Raw genomic sequence first — 17,850 nt, forward strand, 5'->3', positions numbered from 1 at the left:
CACGAACGAGAGATGCCCCGGGTCACGCGACCCGGGGCATCCGTCGTTCTCGGCACCTACTTGATGGAGCCTCGGGTGACCCCCGAGATGACCCAACGCTGCGCGAAGACGTACACGAGCAGGAGCGGCGCCATCGCCATGAGGTACGAGGCGAACGCGACCGAGTAGTCGGTGTTGTACTGCCCCTGGAAGACGTACTGCGCGAGCTGCAGCGTGCGGTCGGCCGGGTCGCTGAGGATCACGAGCGGCAGGATGAAGTCGTTCCATGCCCACACGCACGTGAGGATTCCGACCGTCGCGTTCATCGGCCCGAGGAGCGGGAAGATGACCGACCAGAAGACCCGCCACGTGCTCGCCCCGTCGACGCGCGCGGCCTCTTCGAGCTCGATCGGGATCGAGCGGATGTACGCCGTGTAGATGAACACGTTGAGCGAGAGCCCGAACACCGTGTACAGGATGATCATGCCGACCTGGTTGTCGATGCCGAGGAGGGCGGTCTGCTTCACGAGCGGCAGCATGATGATCGGGAACGGGATGAAGAGCGCGGCGAGCAGGTAGAAGTACGCCCCGGTGAAGAAGTGCCGGTGCATGTTGCGAGCGATCGCGTAGGCGACGATCGAGTTGGTGAGCAACGTGAAGACGACGGCGCCGACCGTGATGAGGGCCGTGTTCATCAGCGCCTGGGGGAAGTTCGTCCGTGTCCAGGCGTCGGCGAAGTTCTCCCAGCGGATCGTCGTCGGAAGCTCGAAGCCGGTTCCCGAGGCGATCTGATCGGGCGTCTTGAGCGCGACCATGACGGCGAGCCAGAGGGGGATGAGGACGGTGAGCGAGCACACGGCGATGAGCGCCGTCGCCCACCAGTTGATGCGCCGCGTGTCGTCGGAGGGCTCGCGCGTGCGGCGCTTCCGCCCCGGAGGCATCTCGTTCTCGGCGAGTGCAGTGACCTGCGCTGCCGTATTCGTGACGGTCGTCATCAGAAGTCCGCCTCTCTGCGCTGAAGGACTCGGAATTGGATGAGGGAGACCACCGTGATGACGATCACGAAGATCACCGCGTTCGCGGTCTGGTAGGCGAACTCGCCTCCGGTGAAGCCGCCCTTGTAGATGAGCATCGTGATCGACTCGGTCGCGGTGCCCGGCCCGCCGTTGGTGAGGGCGACGATGTGGTCGAAGACCTGGAGGAAGCCCTTGAGGCTCAGCACCATGTTGATCGTGAAGAAGGCGCTGATGAGCGGGAAGGTAATCGAGCGGAACTGGCGCCACGGCCTCGCACCGTCGAGGGATGCCGCTTCGTAGAGTTCCTGCGGGATGGTCTGCAGGCCCGACAGGTAGATGATGATCGCGAACGCACTCGCCTGCCAGACGGCGAGCACGACGATCGGCACCCAGGCCCAGTTCGGGTTCGACAGCATGTTGTCGGCGATGAGCGGGATCTCGGGGAAGAGCTTCGGCAGCGAGTTCGAGAAGAGGAATTGGAAGACGTAGCCGATCACGAGGATCGCGATCACGTACGGCACGAAGAAGATGCCGCGGAACGTGTTGCGCCCGACGATCTTGGCGTTCAAGCCCATCGCGATGGCGAGGGAGATCACGTTCGTGAGCACCGTCGCGACGAGCGCGAACCCGAACGAGAAGCCGTAGGCGGCGAGCACGCGGTCGTCTCGGAAGAGGTTGACGTAGTTGCCGATGCCGATGAAGTCCCACGTGCCGAAGCCGGCGTAGTTCGTGAAGCTGAAGAACACTCCGACGAGCACGGGAAGGGTGTGGAAGAAGGCGAAGAGCGCGAGCGCCGGCCACACCATCCAGTAGTAGGCGGACGGCGCGCGGCCACCGACCTTCCGTGGACGACCCTCGCGTCCGGTATCGGCGGTCGTGACCGCCCGGGTCTCTGTCATGGCCGACATCTCAGTCTCCGCTCGTCGTCGTGCGGGCGGCGACCTTGCGCCACTCGTTGTCGAGGGTCGCGAGTGCGGCCTCGGTGTCGCCGTTCAGCAGGAAGCCCTGCACGATCGCCGCGAGCGGGATGCTCGGCGGGACCTGGTGGTCGATGAAGCCCGTGATGCGGTTGTCGTCGAAGTACGGCTTGACCGACTGGAGGGCGGGGTCGTCGCTCAGTTCGGCACCGATGACCGAGGGGATCATGGTCTGCGAGGCCGCGAACTTCTCGATGACGTCGGGACGGAAGAGGTACTCGACGAATCTCTCGGCTTCCGCCAGGTGCGGGGTGTCCTTGCCGATGAGCACGGCGACGTCGACGCCCGAGACGAGCAGCCGGTCGTCAGGATCGTCGGCCGCGGGGTAGGGGAAGATCGCCGCGTCGATGTCGGGGTTGATGCCCTTGACGGGGTTGAGTGCCCAGATGCCCTGCAGCAGCATCGCGACCTCGCCGTTCGCGAAGGCCGCATTGCCGTCGTCGTAGGTGCGGCCGCGGTAGCCGGCCTGAGCGTAGGAGAAGAGCTGGCTCTGCTGGTCGAGGGCCGTGCCGAAGTCCTTCTCGAACGAGACGGCGGAGTCGGGGCCGACGGTGTCGCCCTCGGCGCGCATCTGATCGAAGAAGCCGTCCTGGGCGGGGTAGGCGCCGAGCGCGTTGAACGACGGGAGCGCCGTCCAGGAGTCGGCGAGGGTGCCGAAGAACGGCGTCACGCCCGCGGCTTCGAGCGCGTCGCACACGGCGATGAACTCGTCCCACGTCTCGGGGACCTCGAGCCCCTGCTCCGCGAAGATCTCGCGGTTGTAGATGACACCGTTCGCGTTGTTGACGTACCCGAGAGCGTTGACCTCTCCGTCGGCGAAGCCGATGTCGGAGAGGATCTGCTGGACCCCGGGATTGATGGTCTCGAGAAGCGGATCGCCCGTGAAGTCGTGGAACACCCCGGCGCGCATGAGCTGACCGAGCCCGCCGTTGCCGTTGAGAGTCATGACGTCGGGTACGTCATCCTTCACGAGCCGGGTGCGGATGACGGTGTCGGCGTCGGCCACCTGATTCTGGACGACGTCGATGTCGGGGTTCTCGGCCTCGAAGTCGGCGATGATGGCGGTGAAGTCCTCGAGAGCCTCTCCCTTGAACTGGAAGAAGTCGAGTCGGGTCACGCCCTCTCCGCTGTCGGTGCCGGCGCAGCCTGTCGCCAGTACTGCGACGGTCAGGCCGAGGGCGAGCGCCGTCGTTCTGCGCCTCCGCCGGCCGGATCGTGATGAAGGGGATGTCATCGTGCGCCTCCTTGCGCGTCGGGTGTTGCGGTCACGCGGTCGCGTGTACGTCGATGAGGGTGAGTCGGCCGGGGAACTGCACGGGCGCCTGCAGACCGGCGGTGCCGAGCGAGCGGCCCGAGGCGGAGAGGCCCGTGGCCCATGCGAGCGGCGACTGGCCGGGCTGGTGGTGTTCCGGGCTCGGCTCGACGACCGACACGGTGTACTCCGTCGTCGGGTCGAGGCCGGGCAGCCGGATGCGCCCGGGCGGCAGGGTGACGCTCGTGCGCGCCTGCGTGATCGTGAAGAACGCGTGCTCTCGGTCGTGCGAGACGACTCCGCGCACGTCGATGGCGTCGTCCGAGCGGTCGGCGTGGACGACGCTGCCCGTGCGCACGAGATCGCGGTAGTGCTTCGCGAGCCGCACCCACCGGGCGACCGCCGCGAGCCCGAACTCGTCGAGCGAGGTCAGGTCCCATTCGATCCCCACGTGCCCGATGAGGGCGATTCCGGCGCTCAGCTCGAGTCGGGCCGTGCGGTCGGTCGAGTGCACGACGGGGCTCGAGAAGTGGGCGCCCATCATCTCGGGCGGAACGACGAGGCCGGTGTACTTCTGGATCTGCAACCGTTCGAGGGGATCGAGGCAGTCGCTCGTCCAGATGCGATCGGTGCGCTGCAGGATTCCGAGGTCGACGCGTGCCCCTCCCGACGCGCACGACTCGATCTCGAGGTGCGGGTGGCGGAGGCGCAGGGTGTCGAGGATGTCGTAGAGGGCGAGGACGTTCTCGCGGGAGCGGGCGCGACCCGAGGGGCCGTCACCCGGTTCGAGCAGGTCGCGGTTGTGATCCCACTTGAGGTACGCGACGCGGTTCTCGGTGACGAGCGCGTCGAGCCGCTCGAGCACGTAGGCGGAGGCCTCGGGGTTCGCGAGATCGAGCACCTGCTGCTGGCGGGCGCTCAGCGGAAGGTCCTCCCGAGCGCTCAGCAGCCAGTCGGGGTGTGCCCGCGCGAGGTCGGAATCGGGGTTGACCATCTCGGGCTCCACCCAGAGTCCGAACTCCATGCCGAGATCGATCACGCGGTCGACGAGCGGCGTCAGACCGTCGGGCCAGACCGAGCGGTCGACGTACCAGTCGCCGAGCCCGGCCTCGTCGTCGCGGCGACCGAGGAACCAGCCGTCGTCGAGCACGAAGCGTTCGACGCCGACCGAGGCGGCGGCGTCCGCGAGCGCGAGCAGTCGCTCGACGTCGTGGTCGAAGTAGACGGCCTCCCACGTGTTGAGCGTGATCGGGCGGGGACGCGCGACGTGCGACGGTCGCGCGCGCAGTTCGTCGTGGAAACGCGCCGACAGCGCGCTGAGCCCCTCGCCCCACGATCCGAGCGCGTCGGGGGAGCGGTAGGTCTGGCCCGGAGCGAGGATGACCTCGCCGGGCTCGAAGAGCTCCCCGGCGGCGAGGAAGCCGTCGGCCGTGGGCGTGCGCTCGGCGACGAGCCGGTGGTTGCCGCTCCACGCGAGGTGCACGCCGTGCACGAGTCCGCTCTCGAAGCCGAATCCGCGGCGACCGGCGGCGTGCAGCAGCGTCGAGTCCGCACCGGGCCGACCGCGACGACTCTCGCGCACATGGGAGCCGATCGTGAAGGCCTGGCGCTGCGGCGACCGTTCGCGCAGATGGCGTCCGGTCGTGTCGAGGATCTCGTCGGCGTCGGCCGGCACGGGGAAGAACATCAGGGCGGAGTCGAGCGTGTAGTCGTCGTCGCCCGTGTTCGTGAGGGAGAGACGCTGGCGGAGGAGCCCGGCCGGCGTGACCTCGAGCTCGATCACGGCGCTGAGGCTGCGGCGCTCGTCGGCCGCACTCACGGTCACGCTCGCGCCGTCGACCGAGACGTCGGTGAGTGCGAGGCGGGGCGAGAAGCCTCGGCCCATGCGGTGTCCCTGGATCGCGGGGGTGCCCAACCATCCGGAGGACGGCTGCGGGAGGAGCGTCAGTCGTGCGGTCACATCGAGGCCGCCGGAGACGCGCTGCGGAACGGCCGCGAGTGCGAGTCCGTCAACCGCCGCCGCGGAGATGTCGCCGAGGTCGTCGCCCCAGTAGACGATCGTCGGGACGGAGTCGGTGCGGAGGTCGAGCACGATGCTCGTTCCGCCGTCTCGGAGGTGGAGGGCGGATGACATGGTCGGGCCGCCGATCGTCGAAGCAACGGTGCTGGGGGAGTGCATGGGTTATTTCTACGCTGAAAATAATTCGTCTGTCAAGACCCGATCTCCTCGGACGCGACGACGAGCGTGCCAAGATTGAGCGCATGCGGGAACGGCGCGACACATGAGCGATCTGGTCTCCGCCGACGGTTCCCGCAAGATCGCCCGCGAGGTTCTCATCCACGGACCGATCTCGCGAGCCGAACTCGGCCTGCGACTCGGCCTCTCGGCGGCGAGTCTCACACGGCTGAGCAAGCCCCTCATCGAGAGCGGCCTCCTCGTCGAGAGACAGAGCGCCGAGGCCGTCGGGGTGGGGCGTCCGACCAAGCCCCTCGACGTCGTGGCCGACGCCGGCCGCTTCGTCGGCATCAAACTCACCGGTGACGATGCGACGGCCGTGCTGACCGACGTGCGTGCCGCGCACTCGGCCGTCGAGGTCGTCGAGGTCGTCGATCGATCGCCCGGCGCCGTCATAGCCCTCCTGGCCGACCTCGTCGAGCGGGTGTCGGGCGGCACGGAGCTCACCGGCATCGGCGTGAGCATCGGTGGAAACGTGCTCGACGGCCGCACGGTGACGCGAGCGCCCTTCCTGGGCTGGCGCGACGTCGAACTGGGCGCCCTCCTCGAGGAGCGTGCCGGTGCGCCGGTGACGGTCGCGAACGACGTCGTCGCGCTCACCGTCGCCGAGAAGTGGTTCGGCGCGGCACGCGGGCGCTCGAGCTTCGCCGTCATCACGATCGGAGCCGGCGTCGGTTACGGCCTCGTCTCGCGCGGCACCGTCGTCGTCACGCCCGACACCGGCCTCGGCCTGGGCGGCCACTTCCCCCTCGACCCCCACGGGCCCGTCTGCATCGACGGGCATCGAGGATGCGCGACGGCGCTCCTCTCCATCCCGAGCATCTGCGACCAGGTCGAGTCCGCTCTCGGGCGCCCCGTGCGCTACGACGAGGTACTCGACCTCGCCGAGAGCGGCGAGCCCGCGGCATCCCTCGTCGTCGACGCCGCCGCGCGCGCTCTCGGGCACCTCATCGCGGCGGTCGTCAACCTCGCGATGCTCGACGCCGTCGTGCTCGCCGGCGAGGGGCTCGAGCTCGTCCGCCGCACGCGTAGCCGCGTGCTCGAGGTGCTCTCGGAGGACCGCGATCCCGAGGCGCTCGCCGTCGACGTGTTCCTCGACGACTCGGGGTTCACGGCGTGGGCGCGCGGCGCGGCCGCCGTCGCGATCGAAGCGGGAATCGACGCGCTCGGAGACGACCGGGCGTGGCGCCTCCGTTCCCCATCTGCACAGCGGTAGCCTCGAGTCAAGCCCTCTCGGATGACGGCGGTCGAGCGTAGCGTCGAGCGTATGACCGACAACGTGCAGCAGATTCTGGCCGACATCGTGACGTCGACCGACACCGCGATCCTGACGACGGTGAGCGCCGACGGCTCGCTCCACAGCAGGCCGCTCGCCGTGCTCCAGAAGGAGTTCGACGGCAGCGTCTACTTCCTCGTGCAGCACCCGACCGAGAAGACGGCCGAGATCGCCGAGAACCGCGGCGTCAACGTCTCGTTCTCGTCGAAGAAGGGCTACCTCTCGCTCGCCGGAACCGCGAGCATCGGAGCCGACCCCGCTCTGATCGACGAGCTCTGGACCGCCTCGGCCCAGGCCTGGTTCCCCGAGGGCCGCGAAGACCCGACCATCTCGGTGATCACCGTCGAGGGCGAATCGGCCGAGTACTGGGCCCTCACCGAGCCCGGTGTCTTCGCGTTCGTGAAGGCCACGAAGGCGATCCTCACGGGCGGCACACCCGACATCGGCGAGAACGACACCGTCCGCCTCTGATCGCGTTCGCGACGTGCGCGCCGGCTCAGCGCCCCGCCGCGCGCATGTCGCGCACGAGACGCGGTGTGCGCAGCCAGTTCGTCGCCGACGTGCCGGCCGAGATGGGTCGCGCGAGCTGCACGACGAAGTAGTTGATGTACTCGACGACCCCGAACGCCCAGACGCCGAGGATCAACGCGGCGACGAGCCCTCTCGACGGCCACCACGCGATGACTCCGACGAGGCCGATCGCGAGGAGAACGGCAGTGAAGATCCGGAGAGCGCCGAAGAGACGAGCGAGCGAGGTCGGCATCGATCCGCGGCCGACCCAGGCGCGCGCGAGCAGCCAGTAGACGCCCGCCTGCACGAGTACGACGAGCAGCGGTACGAGCGCGGAGACGAGTGCGAGGGACTCTCGGCTCGAGAGCCAGGGAGCGACGGCGAACCACGCGAGGAACGCGAAGACGGCAGCCGCGAACAACTCGCCCGAACCGAGGCTCCGGTAGCGGGCGAGCACCCGGGCGCGCCGGTCGGGCATCGTCACACCTTCAGGCGCCAGTCGTCCTGCTCGTCGTCGGCGACGGGGATCGCACCCGTCATCGGGGCGATCGTGTCGATCGGCATCGTGAACGCGTCGGTCGGCGGGTCGATGACTGTCGCTTCGTCGCGTCGGTGGCGGAGCACGTCGTTGACGTAGTGGGTGACGGCTTCGGCGAGGGGGATGTCGTGACCCGCCTCCTGGGCCATGTACCAGCGGTGCTCGAGCATCTGGTGGAAGACCTCGGCGGGTTCGAGCTTGCCGCGAAGCTCGACGGGGATCGCGCGCACGACCGGCTCGAAGACGCGCACGAGCCATTCGTGCGCCGCCATCTCCTCGTCGACCTCGGCCTTGCCGTAGGTGGCGCGATACGAGTCGAGGTCGTTGAGGAGGCGACGAGCCTGGTTCTCCTGCGCGTCGAGACCGGTGAGGCGCAAGAGACGGCGCTGGTGGTGCCCGGCGTCGACGACCTTCGGCTGGATGCGGACCGTCGTACCGGCGTCATCCGTCTTGATCGCGAGCTCTTCGATGTCGAAGCCGAGGGCGTTCAGGCGGTTCACGCGTTCGTTGATGCGCCAGCGTTCGGCGGACGAGAACGACTCCGACTCGGTGAGCTCGGTCCAAAGGCTGCGGTACGCGGCGACGATGCCGTTCGAGATGCGCACGGGGTCGAGCTCGTCGGCGACGCGGCCGCCCGCTTCGAGGTCGAGCAGCTCGCCCGCGATGTTGACCCGGGCGATCTCGAGGTCGTTCTCGCGCTGACCGTTCGAGAGACCGCCGCTGTAGAGCTTGCCGGTCTCGGCGTCGACGAGGTAGGCCGCGAACGCGCCGGCGTCGCGGCGGAAGAGGGTGTTCGAGAGCGAGACGTCGCCCCAGAAGAACCCGACGATGTGGAGTCGGACGAGCAGCACGGCGAGGGCGTCGACGAGGCGCGTCGCGGTGTCGGGCCGCAGCGTCTGCGAGAAGAGCGCGCGGTAGGGGAGCGAGAACTTGAGGTGCCGCGTGACGAGCACGGGCTTCAGCGGCTCGCCGTCGGCGTCGGTGCGGCCGTCGATCACGGCGATCGGGTCGACGCACGGGATCTCGAGGCGCTGCAGCGTGCGCAGCATCTCGTACTCGCCGCGCGCCATGTCGGAGGTCGTCTCCTTGACGGCCGCGACATGACCGCTCAGATGGGCGAAGCGCACGAGGTGGCGCGAGATGCCCTTCGGCAGCGCGGCGATCGTGTCGTTCGGCCACGCGTCGAGGGGGAGGTCCCACGGAAGGTCGAGAAGTGCCGGATCGGCCATCGCCGAGGTGATCGAGAGGGAACCGCTCACTCTATTCGCCTTTCAGGGAAGAAAAAACGGATGCCGGCCGAGACACGCGCCCGGCCGGCATCCGTCAAGGACGATCGTTCGTCAGCTGACGACGGCCTTGTTGCCGAGGCGTGCGCCCGACTCGATGTCGAAGAGGTGCACGTGGTGCGGCGTAGCCGTGAGGTACACCTTCTCGCCGGCGTTCGGGTGCAGGCGGCCGTCGACGCGAGCGACGATGTCGGTGCGCTTGCCCTCGACGGTCGAGTGACCGTACAGGTAGCCGTCGGCGCCGAGCTCTTCGACCAGGTCGACGTCGACCTCGAGGCCCTGGCCCGGGGTCTGCGAGACGGTGATGTCTTCGGGGCGAACACCGATCGTGGCGACCTTGCTCGAGGTCTGAGCGAGGATCTCGCGCTCGACCGGGACGAGCGAGGTGCCGAAGAGGATGCCACCGTCGACGATGTCGGCGTGGAAGAGGTTCATCGCGGGCGAGCCGATGAAGCCGGCCACGAAGACGTTCTCGGGCTTCTCGTAGAGGTCACGCGGGGTGCCGACCTGCTGGAGGAGGCCGTCCTTGAGGACCGCGATGCGGTCACCCATGGTGAGGGCCTCGGTCTGGTCGTGCGTGACGTAGACCGTGGTGACGCCGAGACGACGCTGGAGCGACGCGATCTGCGTACGGGTCTGGACGCGGAGCTTGGCGTCGAGGTTCGACAGCGGCTCGTCCATGAGGAAGACCTGGGGCTGACGCACGATGGCGCGACCCATGGCGACACGCTGACGCTGACCACCCGAGAGGGCCTTCGGCTTGCGGCTCAGGTAGGGCTCGAGGTCGAGGAGCTTGGCGGCCTCGAGAACGCGAGCGGCGCGCTCGTCCTTGTTGACGCCGGCGATCTTGAGCGCGAAGCCCATGTTCTCGGCGACGGTCATGTGCGGGTACAGCGCGTAGTTCTGGAAGACCATCGCGATGTCGCGGTCCTTCGGCGGAACGTCGGTGACGTTGCGGTCGCCGATGAGGATGTTGCCCTCGTTGACCTCTTCGAGGCCGGCGAGCATACGCAGCGACGTGGACTTACCGCAGCCGGAGGGGCCGACGAGAACCAGGAATTCGCCATCGGCGACCTGGAGGTCGAGCTTGTCGACCGCGGGACGGGTGCCACCCGGGTAGAGACGGGTTGCCTTATCGAACGTGACAGAAGCCATCGTTGTTCTTTCTCCTTCACCGGCAGGTACGTGCCGGACGATCCGTAGTGAATGGAAACACGGCGCCCGCCATTGGACGCTGATCCACACAGTATGCCACGCGTGGGCGACCACGCGGAATCGGCGGGAGGCTGCCGCCGCATATGGCCGATTCTCAGACCTCGCGTCTACTATCGGAAGGTCGTGCCGATGACTCGGCGCCTACCAGCCACACGGAGCGAATTCATGACCAGCGGTTCCCCTCTCGAGCCTCGTGCCTCCAAGAACGAACGTCGCGAAGCTGCGCGCGAGAAGGCCAAGGAGCTGCGCGTCGCACAGAAGCGACGCGAGCGACGCAACAGCTGGCTGCTGAAGGGCGGCGTCGCCGTCGCGATCGTCGCCGTCGTCGCCGTCGTGTCGGTGTTCGTGATCCAGATGAACCGTCCCGCTGGGCCCGGCCCGCGCAACATGGCGAGCGACGGCATTCTCATCGGCGAAGGGCTCACGGTCGTGAGCACCCCGGCGCTGGCGCCCGGCGAGGCCCCGACCCCCACCGTGCCCGACAACTCGGGTTCGGTCGCGAACATCGTCATGTACATCGACTACCTCTGCCCGTTCTGCGGCCAGTTCGAGCAGACGAACGGCGAGACCATCCGCGACCTCGTCGAATCGGGCGCGGCGACCGTCGAGATCCACCCGATCGCCCTGCTCGCGAACCGCTCGGCAGGCACGCAGTACTCGTTGCGGGCCACGAACGCCGCGGCGTGTGTGGCGAACTACTCGCCCGATGCCTTCTTCGACTTCAACGCCGCACTCTTCGTCGACCAGCCGGCCGAGGGTACGCCCGGTCTCACGAACGACGAGCTGAAGGCGCGCGCGGCATCGGCCGGCGCGACCTCGTCGTCGATCGATCAGTGCATCGACGACGTGCAGTTCAAGTCGTGGGCCCAGGTCGCGACGAACCGTGCTCGCAGCGAACCGCTGCCGAACTCCGACATCGAGCAGCTCAAGGGAACGCCGACGATCCTCGTGAACGGCAAGTCGTACAACGGCTCGCTCGACGACCCCCAGGAGTTCTCGTCGTTCGTCCTCCAGGCCGTCGCATCGACGACCGACAAGGACGCCACGCCGACCCCCACGCCCACCCCCACCCCGACCCCGTAATCGGTTCGCCGCCGCCGAACGACGGCGGTTAGGATGAACGCCGGGACTCAGTCCCAGGCCGGCTTGGCGCAATTGGTAGCGCACCGCTCTTGTAAAGCGGGGGTTGCGGGTTCGAGTCCCGCAGCCGGCTCACAATGGAAAACTCCTCTCGGCACGTCCCCCTCTGGATCCCGCTCCTCCTCGCCGGCATCGGCGGCGTTCTCGTGTCGATCCAGTCCCGCATCAACGGCGAGCTCTCGGTCAGGCTCGATGACGGGTTCGCCGCCTCGGCGATCTCGTTCGGAAGCGGCTTCCTGATCCTCTGCGTCGCGATGGCCGTCTCGCCGTACGGTCGCCGCGGCGTCGGACTCGCCGTCGCCGCGGTTCGTTCGGGCGAGCTGCGCTGGTGGATGCTGCTCGGCGGCCTCGCCGGAGCACTGTTCGTCCTCGCTCAGGGGTTGTCGGCGCCCGTGCTCGGCGTCGCTCTCTTCACGGTCGCCATCGTCGCCGGTCAGGCGGGCGGCGGCCTCGTGTTCGACAGGCTCGGGCTCGGCCCCGGCGGACCCCGCCCCGTGACGGTCAATCGAGCAGTCGGCTCGGTGCTCGCGCTCGTCGCGGTCTTCATCGCCGTCGCGCCGCGTCTCGGCGAACCCGCGGCACTCGGCGCCGTCATCATGCCGCTCATCGCGGGGTGCGGCATGGCCTGGCAGCAGGCCGTGAACGGGCGTGTGCGCGTGAGCTCCACGAGCGCACTCGCTGCGACGTTCGGCAACTTCCTCTTCGGCACGATCGCTCTCGTCGTCGCGTTCCTGATCCACTCGCTCGTGACGAGCTGGCCCTCCGCGCTGCCCACCGAGTGGTGGCTCTACGTGGGCGGCGCGATCGGGTGCGTCTTCATCGCGGCATCCGCCGTGCTCGTGCGCTTCACCGGTGTGCTCCTGCTCGGGCTCGCGATGCTCGCCGGTCAGCTCGTGGGCGCCGTCGCCCTCGACCTCGTCGCGCCCCTCGGAGCGTCGGTGAGTCTCGTCGCCGAGATCGCGACGATCTCGGGCGCCGTCGTGGCCTTCATCGCCGTGCTCGTCGCGAGCGCGAGTCGTCGTCGTCCCGCCGGCCGCTGAGCACGCCGAACGGCGGTCAGTCGAGCTCGGTGAGGAGCTTCTCGGCCGGAACCGGTGAGCGTCGGCCGGGCTTCGCGTTCTCGGGCACCCCGCCGACGTAAAGCCAACCGAGCAACCGCTCACGCTTCGTGAGGTCGTGCATCGCGGCGACGCGCTTGGACCGTGTGTTCGAATCGGTGCGCCAGAAGACGCCCCACCCGGCTTCGTCGAGCAGCAGGCTCAGCATGTGGGCGACGCCCGAGGCGACGGCCTCCTGCTCCCACGAGGGCACCTTCGAGCTCTTCTTCGGCGAGTAGACGACGGCGATGATGAGCGGTGCGCGCTCGGCCTTGCGTTCGTACTTGCCGGCATCCTCCGCCGATCGTCCGGCCGCCCGGGCGAGCGCGCGACCGAGGCGCGCGCGAGCCTTGCCGCGCAGCGCGATGAGCCGCCACGGCCGTAGCGACGAATGGTCGGCGACGCGACCGGCCGCGCCGATCAGGTCGATCAGCTCGGCATGGCTCGGAGCGTCGTCGGTGACCTTCGAACGCGAGCGCCGTGCGAGGGCCGCCTCGAAGGCCGAGCCCACGTCAGGCCTCGGGCGTGAAGTCGAGTGCGATGGAGTTCATGCAGTAGCGGTCGCCGGTCGGCGTTCCGAAACCGTCGGGGAAGACGTGGCCGAGGTGGGAGCCGCAGCTCGCGCAACGCACCTCGGTGCGCACCATGCCGAGGGTGTTGTCCTCGATGAGCTCCACGGCGTCGGGGCGGACCGACTCGTAGAAGCTCGGCCATCCGCACCCGGAGTCGAACTTGGTCCCGCTCTTGAACAGTTCTGCGTTGCACGCCGCACAGGCATAGATGCCGGCGCGCTCTTCGTCGAGGAGCTCACCCGTCCACGGGCGCTCGGTGGCGGCCTCGCGGAGAACGGCGAACTGATCGGCGCCGAGCTCGTCGCGCCACTGGTCCTCGGACTTCGACACGTTGTAACCCATGGGCTTTCCCTTCCTGGCACCGGTGCGCCCGACTCGGCGCACCCTCTAACCCAACCATGGTGCACCCTGCGGTGTTCCCAGGATGACACGGCAACCTGTGTCCGCTGTACGGGATCTTGACCTGCCGATCGGCGCACGACCCCCGCTCGGTTTCGCTGCTTAGTATGTGGGGAACAACGACCGGGGAGGTGGGAATGCAGTCATCCGAACCCAGCGGCGACGCTGCACGCTCGCCGCTCAGTGATCGCGACGAACGCATCCTCGTGTTCGAGCGCTCGTGGTGGCAGCACGCTGGCGCCAAAGAGGAGGCGATCCGCGACGAGTTCGGATTCTCGTCGACCCGGTATTATCAGGTACTCGGCGGTCTCATCGATTCGCCCGGAGCCCTCGCGTTCGACCCGATGCTCGTCAAGAGACTGCAACGAGTTCGTGACGCGCGCGCTGCGGCACGGTCGCTTCGATCGCTGGGTCTCGGTTCCCACCGCGATTGACGCCGACCGGAAAGCTCTCGCACGTCATGGCCCAGAAGTTCCCCTCTGATCGCTTCGATCAGGCCCCCAGCGACATCGAACGCGTCGGTGCGCACCGTGCGCCGCTCCAGCCCGGCCGCCGCTGGGTGACCTTCGGCTGGGCTGCACTCGCGACCGTCGTCCTCGTCGTCGCGGGCATCGTCACGATCTCGCTCTACAACAACGAGCTCCTCCGCATCCTCCCGGGTTCCTCGGCCGAGGAGACGCCCTCCGACGAGCCCGTGCAGACCGCCGAGCCGACCCTCGACCCGGCCACACCGGTGATGGTGCTGAACGGCACCTCGACGTCGGGTCTCGCCGCGACGGCGGCCGAGGCGCTCACCGCAGCGGGTCTCACGATCGATGTGACGGCGAACGCCGACGAAGACACCGTGCAGTCGACGGTCGTCGTCTACGCGACACCCGAGCTCGAAGGCGCGGCGCGAGGCATCGCGCAGTCCCTCGGAACGACGGAGGTTCGTGAGGGGACCGAGTTCGCCGAGGCCGGCGCCTCCCTCGTCGTCGTGCTGGGCGCCGATTACGCCGCCCTCGTCGCGGGCTGACGGGCGGCGCGTGTCGGAGGGCGACCAGCGCGGACGTGGACACTACGCTGTCGCTGTGATCGGCTCAACACCGTCGAAGCGCGCGCCCCGGCGTCGCGCCGGCGCCCTCCTCGCTCTCGTCGCCGCAGTCTCCGTCGCCGTCTCGGGCTGCGCGGGGGCCTCGCTCCTGCCGGATCCGACCCCGACGGTCGACCCCCGTCCCGTTCCGGGCGAGCAGGGCAACGCCGTGGGACTCGCGGCCGCTCCGCTTCGCGGCACGCTCGTCGAACCGGGGTCGCTCACGCGCCCGAGTCTCGCCGCGAAGATCGACAACCACGTCGAGGCGCGTCCGCACATCGCGCTCAACGCGACCGACATCGTGTTCGAAGAGCTCGTCGAGGGCGGCATCACGCGCTACGTCGCCGTGTGGCACAGCCAGCTGCCCGACGAGATCGGCCCCGTGCGATCGATCCGCCCGATGGACCCCGACATCGTGTCGCCGTTCGGCGGCATCATCGCCTACTCGGGCGGGCAGGACGTCTTCGTCGGCATGATGATGGCCGCGCCCGTCGTGAACATCGTCTTCGACTACGACGACACGGGCCTCTACTACCGCGCCGACGAGCGGCCCGGGCCCCACGACGTGATCCTGCGTTCCGCCGAGGCCGTGAACCGTCACCTCGACCTGCCGGCGCCCGCGCCGCAGTTCGCCTACGGCTCGGCGACGCCGCTCGCGGCCGAGTCGTATGCGGCGACGCCGACGTCGACGATCAACCTGCGCTTCTCCGACGAGCGGTGGCCGAGCTGGGGCTGGAACGCCGAGGGATCGGTGTGGATGCGCTCGCAGGAGGGCGCTCCCGACCTCGAGGCATCCGGTGCCCCGGTGCAGTCGACGAATGTCGTGACCCTGCGTGTCGGCATCGACTGGTCGTACGGCGAGGTGCCGAAGACCGTCATGGTCGGCTCCGGCGAGGCATGGCTCTCGGTCGGCGGCGTGACCGCGCACGGCACGTGGTCGAAGGACTCCGCGACGTCGCCGATCGTGCTCACCGCCGACGACGGCAGCCCGCTGCGCCTCGCTCCCGGCAACACGTGGGTCGAACTCATCCCCGACTACGGCATCATCGAGTTCCTCCCGTAGCGAACCGCCTCTCCGTTGCTCGCGACGGGCGTCACGTAGCTTGCACTCCATGGTGGCGAGTGCCAGAATCGAATTAGCACTCACTCGATTCAAGTGCTAACCCAGAACTCTCGAAGACGTCCGGGAAAGGACGAGAAACACACATGGCAAAGATCATTGCTTTCAACGAGGAGGCCCGTCGCGGCCTCGAGCGTGGCCTCAACACGCTCGCGGACGCCGTCAAGGTGACGCTCGGCCCGCGCGGTCGCAACGTCGTCCTCGAGAAGAAGTGGGGCGCCCCCACGATCACCAACGATGGCGTGTCGATCGCCAAGGAGATTGAGCTCGACGACCCGTACGAGAAGATCGGTGCGGAGCTCGTCAAGGAGGTCGCCAAGAAGACCGACGACGTCGCCGGTGACGGCACGACCACCTCGGTCGTCCTCGCTCAGGCCCTCGTCCGCGAAGGCCTCCGCAACGTCGCCGCTGGCGCCGACCCCATCAGCCTCAAGCGCGGAATCGAGAAGGCCGTCGCCGCAGTGACCGCCGAGCTCATCAGCGCCGCGAAGGAGGTCGAGACGAAGGAAGAGATCGCCGCGACCGCTTCGATCTCCGCCGGTGACGAGACCATCGGCGCGATCATCGCCGAGGCCATCGACAAGGTCGGCAAGGAAGGCGTCGTCACCGTCGAGGAGTCGAACACCTTCGGCACCGAGCTCGAGCTCACCGAGGGCATGCGCTTCGACAAGGGCTTCCTGTCGGCGTACTTCGTGACCGACCCCGAGCGCCAGGAAGCGGTCTTCGAAGACCCCTACATCCTGATCGTCAACTCGAAGGTCTCGAACATCAAGGACCTCCTGCCGATCGTCGACAAGGTCATCCAGACCGGCAAGCAGCTCCTCATCATCGCGGAAGACGTCGACGGCGAGGCTCTCGCGACGCTCATCGTCAACAAGATCCGTGGCATCTTCAAGTCGGTCGCCGTCAAGGCCCCCGGCTTCGGCGACCGCCGCAAAGCTCAGCTGCAGGACATCGCGACGCTCACCGGCGGCCAGGTCATCTCGGAAGAGGTCGGCCTCAAGCTCGAGAACGTGACCCTCGACCTGCTCGGTCAGGCTCGCAAGGTCGTCATCACGAAGGACGAGACCACGATCGTCGAGGGTGCCGGCGACGCCGACGCCATCGCCGGTCGCGTGGCTCAGATCCGTGCCGAGATCGACAACACCGACTCGGACTACGACCGTGAGAAGCTCCAGGAGCGCCTCGCCAAGCTCGCGGGCGGCGTCGCCGTCATCAAGGCCGGCGCTGCGACCGAGGTCGAGCTCAAGGAGCGCAAGCACCGCATCGAAGACGCCGTGCGCAACGCGAAGGCCGCCGTCGAAGAGGGCATCGTCGCCGGTGGTGGCGTCGCCCTCATCCAGGCCGGCAAGACCGCTTTCGAGAAGCTCGAGCTCACGGGCGACGAGGCGACCGGTGCGAACATCGTTCGCGTCGCGATCGACGCTCCGCTCAAGCAGATCGCCCTCAACGCGGGCCTCGAGCCCGGCGTCGTCGTCGACAAGGTGCGTCACCTCCCCATCGGTCAGGGCCTCAACGCCGCGACCGGTGAGTACGTCGACATGCTCGCTGCCGGCATCAACGACCCGGTGAAGGTCACCCGCTCGGCGCTGCTCAACGCGGCATCGATCGCCGGTCTGTTCCTCACCACCGAGGCCGTCGTCGCCGACAAGCCCGAGAAGAACCCGGCTCCGGTCGGCGACCCCACGGGCGGCATGGACTTCTAAGTCCCGCCGGCTGAGCTGTACGCGGCTCGATAGAACTGAACGAAGGGCGTCTCCCGAGAGGGAGGCGCCCTTCGTCGTCGGTCGCGCGCGAGCCGTCAGCGTGCGAAGAGACGGGCGTTCGCCTGCTCGACGTCGGCGTACTGCACACCGGCGGCGACGAGCGCCTGCTGGATGCCGGCGAGCGACTGTTCGACGACCTGCTGGGTCGAACGCCAGTCGGCGAGAGCCCCCTGGAAGGCGCTCGACGCCGTGCCGGTCCATGACGACTGGAGGCCCGTCAGAAGGCTCGTGAGCGCGACGGTGTCGGCGCTCAATCGATCGGCGGTCGCTCGTGCGGTCTCCGCCGTCTGGGTCACGTGGTCGCTGTCGACCTGGAACATGGTCATCTCTGTCTCCTCGCATCGGGGGTGTGACCCCACGCTAGAGAGAGCGGGCGCGCGAGTGTCATCCCGAGCGGTT

Annotated in this window: 18 protein-coding genes and 1 tRNA gene; 9 read left to right on the forward strand and 10 right to left on the reverse strand. The window is 68.3% G+C overall.

The features are described 5' to 3' along the window. Positions 1-56: 56 nt before the first annotated feature. The 4 genes from BJ972_RS15765 to BJ972_RS15780 form a co-directional block, all read right to left on the reverse strand. Positions 57-974: a carbohydrate ABC transporter permease gene (locus BJ972_RS15765; RefSeq protein ID WP_129175579.1), complete on the reverse strand. Its 918-nt coding sequence runs from the start codon at positions 972-974 to the stop codon at positions 57-59. After that, positions 974-1,894: a carbohydrate ABC transporter permease gene (locus tag BJ972_RS15770; protein WP_241830832.1), complete on the reverse strand. Its 921-nt coding sequence runs from the start codon at positions 1,892-1,894 to the stop codon at positions 974-976. The genes BJ972_RS15765 and BJ972_RS15770 overlap by 1 nt, the downstream gene beginning before the upstream one ends. Positions 1,895-1,904: 10 nt before the next feature. Beyond that, positions 1,905-3,089, reverse strand: coding sequence for an ABC transporter substrate-binding protein (locus BJ972_RS15775; protein ID WP_241830833.1), 1,185 nt, complete (start codon positions 3,087-3,089; stop codon positions 1,905-1,907). A gap of 148 nt (positions 3,090-3,237) precedes the next feature. Beyond that, complete coding sequence (locus tag BJ972_RS15780; RefSeq protein ID WP_206736520.1) at positions 3,238-5,403, reverse strand: alpha-galactosidase; 2,166 nt, start codon at positions 5,401-5,403, stop codon at positions 3,238-3,240. A gap of 103 nt (positions 5,404-5,506) precedes the next feature. On the opposite strand from BJ972_RS15780, the gene BJ972_RS15785 reads away from it, so the two are divergent. Together BJ972_RS15785 and BJ972_RS15790 are read left to right on the forward strand one after the other, a co-directional pair. Further along, positions 5,507-6,676, forward strand: a complete 1,170-nt coding sequence (locus BJ972_RS15785) for an ROK family transcriptional regulator (RefSeq protein WP_179419958.1) — start codon at positions 5,507-5,509, stop codon at positions 6,674-6,676. Positions 6,677-6,727: 51 nt separating this feature from the next. After that, positions 6,728-7,207 (forward strand): pyridoxamine 5'-phosphate oxidase family protein, encoded by a 480-nt coding sequence (locus tag BJ972_RS15790; protein ID WP_164989950.1) that lies wholly within the window; start codon positions 6,728-6,730, stop codon positions 7,205-7,207. Positions 7,208-7,232: 25 nt separating this feature from the next. Here the strand turns inward: BJ972_RS15790 and BJ972_RS15795 are convergent, their stop codons facing one another. From BJ972_RS15795 to BJ972_RS15805, 3 genes are all read right to left on the reverse strand, one after another. Continuing rightward, positions 7,233-7,724, reverse strand: coding sequence for a hypothetical protein (locus BJ972_RS15795; protein WP_206736521.1), 492 nt, complete (start codon positions 7,722-7,724; stop codon positions 7,233-7,235). Between the two features lie 2 nt (positions 7,725-7,726). Then, positions 7,727-9,043: a DUF4032 domain-containing protein gene (locus BJ972_RS15800; RefSeq protein WP_129175591.1), complete on the reverse strand. Its 1,317-nt coding sequence runs from the start codon at positions 9,041-9,043 to the stop codon at positions 7,727-7,729. Between the two features lie 81 nt (positions 9,044-9,124). Beyond that, on the reverse strand, positions 9,125-10,225 hold the full coding sequence (locus BJ972_RS15805; protein WP_129175593.1) for an ABC transporter ATP-binding protein: 1,101 nt from the start codon (positions 10,223-10,225) through the stop codon (positions 9,125-9,127). A 225-nt stretch (positions 10,226-10,450) separates the two neighbouring features. Between BJ972_RS15805 and BJ972_RS15810 the strand changes: the two genes are divergently transcribed. The 3 genes from BJ972_RS15810 to BJ972_RS15820 all read left to right on the forward strand — a co-directional run bounded on the left by BJ972_RS15810 (position 10,451) and on the right by BJ972_RS15820 (position 12,465). Next, entirely contained in the window at positions 10,451-11,368 is a 918-nt protein-coding gene (locus BJ972_RS15810) for a DsbA family protein (protein WP_129175595.1), read from the forward strand. Positions 11,369-11,425: 57 nt separating this feature from the next. Continuing rightward, positions 11,426-11,498 (forward strand) — tRNA-Thr (locus tag BJ972_RS15815). 4 nt (positions 11,499-11,502) lie between these two features. Beyond that, positions 11,503-12,465: a DMT family transporter gene (locus BJ972_RS15820; protein WP_129175597.1), complete on the forward strand. Its 963-nt coding sequence runs from the start codon at positions 11,503-11,505 to the stop codon at positions 12,463-12,465. Positions 12,466-12,481: 16 nt separating this feature from the next. Here the strand turns inward: BJ972_RS15820 and BJ972_RS15825 are convergent, their stop codons facing one another. Both BJ972_RS15825 and msrB read right to left on the reverse strand, forming a co-directional pair. Further along, entirely contained in the window at positions 12,482-13,033 is a 552-nt protein-coding gene (locus tag BJ972_RS15825) for a nitroreductase family protein (RefSeq protein ID WP_129175599.1), read from the reverse strand. 1 nt (position 13,034) lies between these two features. Further along, positions 13,035-13,436, reverse strand: a complete 402-nt coding sequence (msrB, locus tag BJ972_RS15830) for a peptide-methionine (R)-S-oxide reductase MsrB (protein ID WP_129175601.1) — start codon at positions 13,434-13,436, stop codon at positions 13,035-13,037. Between the two features lie 194 nt (positions 13,437-13,630). Here msrB and BJ972_RS15835 point away from each other — a divergent pair, with 194 nt between their 5' ends. The 4 genes from BJ972_RS15835 to groL all read left to right on the forward strand — a co-directional run bounded on the left by BJ972_RS15835 (position 13,631) and on the right by groL (position 17,391). Next, positions 13,631-13,927: a DUF3263 domain-containing protein gene (locus BJ972_RS15835; RefSeq protein ID WP_129175603.1), complete on the forward strand. Its 297-nt coding sequence runs from the start codon at positions 13,631-13,633 to the stop codon at positions 13,925-13,927. Then, entirely contained in the window at positions 13,924-14,508 is a 585-nt protein-coding gene (locus tag BJ972_RS15840) for a LytR C-terminal domain-containing protein (RefSeq protein WP_129175605.1), read from the forward strand. The genes BJ972_RS15835 and BJ972_RS15840 overlap by 4 nt, the downstream gene beginning before the upstream one ends. Before the next feature lie 55 nt (positions 14,509-14,563). Continuing rightward, positions 14,564-15,628 (forward strand): DUF3048 domain-containing protein, encoded by a 1,065-nt coding sequence (locus BJ972_RS15845; protein ID WP_129175607.1) that lies wholly within the window; start codon positions 14,564-14,566, stop codon positions 15,626-15,628. Between the two features lie 143 nt (positions 15,629-15,771). Beyond that, positions 15,772-17,391 (forward strand): chaperonin GroEL, encoded by a 1,620-nt coding sequence (groL, locus tag BJ972_RS15850; protein WP_129175609.1) that lies wholly within the window; start codon positions 15,772-15,774, stop codon positions 17,389-17,391. Between the two features lie 95 nt (positions 17,392-17,486). On the opposite strand, the gene BJ972_RS15855 is transcribed toward groL, so the two are convergent. Further along, on the reverse strand, positions 17,487-17,777 hold the full coding sequence (locus BJ972_RS15855) for a WXG100 family type VII secretion target (protein WP_129175611.1): 291 nt from the start codon (positions 17,775-17,777) through the stop codon (positions 17,487-17,489). Between the last annotated feature and the right edge of the window lie 73 nt (positions 17,778-17,850).

The organism is Agromyces atrinae (assembly GCF_013407835.1).
Taxonomy (GTDB): Bacteria; Actinomycetota; Actinomycetes; order Actinomycetales; family Microbacteriaceae; genus Agromyces; species Agromyces atrinae.